We start from the raw sequence: 2,147 nt of genomic DNA on the forward strand, positions 1-2,147 counted from the left end.
CTCTGTAGCCATGTTTTTGCTGGTTTTCTGCCCCGAAACAAGCTATAATGGTCTAAAGGTCAAATTTGAAAATTTTTGCCTCAAACCCTATCTGCGTAAGAACTTCAGGATTTTGTGTCCAGTAGTTCATTAGTATTGTATTGCTGTAACTCAGGCTCTGTAAGACTTTTAGCCATAGCTAGTATGTTTATACGGGGTAAGTTCAGTTATACTAAATCCGTTGAGTAACGCACAGAAAACGGGTTTCTCGGAGAAACCCGTTTTCTACTCATGCAAAAGGCAAAAGGGAGAATCGATAATCAGTTTTTAATAACCAGATTTAGTGTAATTTGGATAGTCAACAGCTTACCCACGACTATAAAATTAGCATCCATCTGGCGGGGGGTATTACCCTAGTTAATACCCCCTATTTTTGGTCAGGTATAGTGTTAAGCTTCTCCTGTGATTGATAAACCCTCTACCCAAACGTAGGGACAAACACCACTGGGAGTAATAACTGCTTCCGGTTCCAGATAAACAATCGATTTCAGCAGTGTTAAAATATCCCCGGCTACGGTAGCGGAATCGATGCTAACGCGCTCGTTTTTGTTCACTAACCAACCATCAAAGGGCAAAGAGAAGGAACCTTGTAGAGAATTAACTCCTGCATGAAGTGCCTGTAAACTATCAATTAAAACCACATTTTCTGCTGTTTCCAAAGAATAGCTCTTTGGTTGATTAGCACTAGCAAAAACGTGATAAAAATGGGGACTAACCGTTACTTTTGCCCCAATGTTACCGTTGCCAGTCGGTTCCGTATTCATCCGTTTAGCGGTAATCGTGCTATGGAGAAAATTACTCAAAATCCCCTCTTTAATTAATTCCACACGACGGGTGGGAGTGCCTTCACTATCAAAAGTTTCTGCGGCAACATTAGCCGGATGGAGGGAATCATCGCACAAATTTAAGGCCGTAGCGGCGATTTGTGTCCCTAGGGATTCAGGAGTAGAAAGACTCTGTTTATCAAGGACATTTTGGGCATTAAACAGATTAGAAAATGCTCCCATTAGACTCAAAAAGGCGCGGGGGGCAAAAACCACTAAATATTTACCCGTGGTAATCGGTTGATAGTCCAGATGGCTAACAGTTTTGCTAATCGCTTCCTCGATGCAACCATCGATATCTAATTTTTCCAGGCCCGGACTCACCCGAAAAGCACCGGCGCTACGGGGTTTTTTGCCTTCCTGTTCGGTTTTGGTGTATAAATACACGCTGGCATAACTACGCGCTTCCTGACGCATTGCCCCGTCGCTATTGAGATAAAAACGTCTGACCTGCTGTTGTCCCAAACCGTTATAGGGAACACTGGCAATAGCTGGATGGGCCGCTAGTAAGGATTTTTCGGCGGCTAATAACTTATCGATGAGAGTGGATACCGGTGCTTGATTATACATTTCGCTGGCCACTTCTGTGGTAGGTGCGGTGGCAGCGGGACTAAAATCGGGGACATTTTCCTTAACGCCAAAAAAGCTGGCTTCCTGGGCGGTTTTTAGGGCTAATTGCAGTCCCACCGGGTCCACATCGGTGGTGGAGGTGACACCGACTTGATTATCCCGATTCCAGACGCGAACGATAACGCTGGAACGATTGGAAGCTTGTACCTGTTTCGGTTCCCCTTGAAACACATCCACATCGGTTTCATCCACAGAGGAACCATAGATGTCGTATTTAGCAATTCCTAAAGCTTGGGCGCTAGAATTAGCGATTTGGGCGATATCTTCAACTTTTGGCATAGATTTTTTTTGGTGTTGGAGGATTTTTCAGTTATCAGTAAACAGTAATCAGTAATCAGTGAAAAGAAAGCTCAGAACTTGCCACTTAACAGTGTCCACTGAAAACTCAAATCTGATAACTGATAGCGGTCAGCCGTAAGCTGGATAAGTAGGGAGGCACAATTATTTGTAGGATGGGTTAGCGGTAGCGTAAACCATGCGGGCGTTGGGTTTCATGCTTCAACCCAACCTACGTTCTGAAAACTGATAACTGAAAACTGATAACTGATAACTGATAACTGATAACTGAAGAGAGATTGGGCCAGGTGGTGACAATAAAGACAATAACGGCAGCCGTGGCCAGCATAGCTTTGGCAACGTGACCGATAACCGTGC

The 2,147-nt window shown here is 44.2% G+C and carries 1 protein-coding gene and 1 pseudogene; both read right to left on the reverse strand.

All coding sequences use genetic code 11. The features are described 5' to 3' along the window. Window positions 1-428: 428 nt before the first annotated feature. On the reverse strand, window positions 429-1,772 hold the full coding sequence (locus tag IQ242_RS23180) for a TldD/PmbA family protein (RefSeq protein ID WP_193961571.1): 1,344 nt from the start codon (window positions 1,770-1,772) through the stop codon (window positions 429-431). A 229-nt stretch (window positions 1,773-2,001) separates the two neighbouring features. Continuing rightward, a pseudogene (locus IQ242_RS27310) lies at window positions 2,002-2,147 on the reverse strand (DUF456 domain-containing protein); the annotation flags it as partial.

This window comes from Microcystis sp. LEGE 08355, from assembly GCF_015207185.1.
Classification (GTDB): Bacteria; Cyanobacteriota; Cyanobacteriia; order Cyanobacteriales; family Microcystaceae; genus Microcystis; species Microcystis panniformis.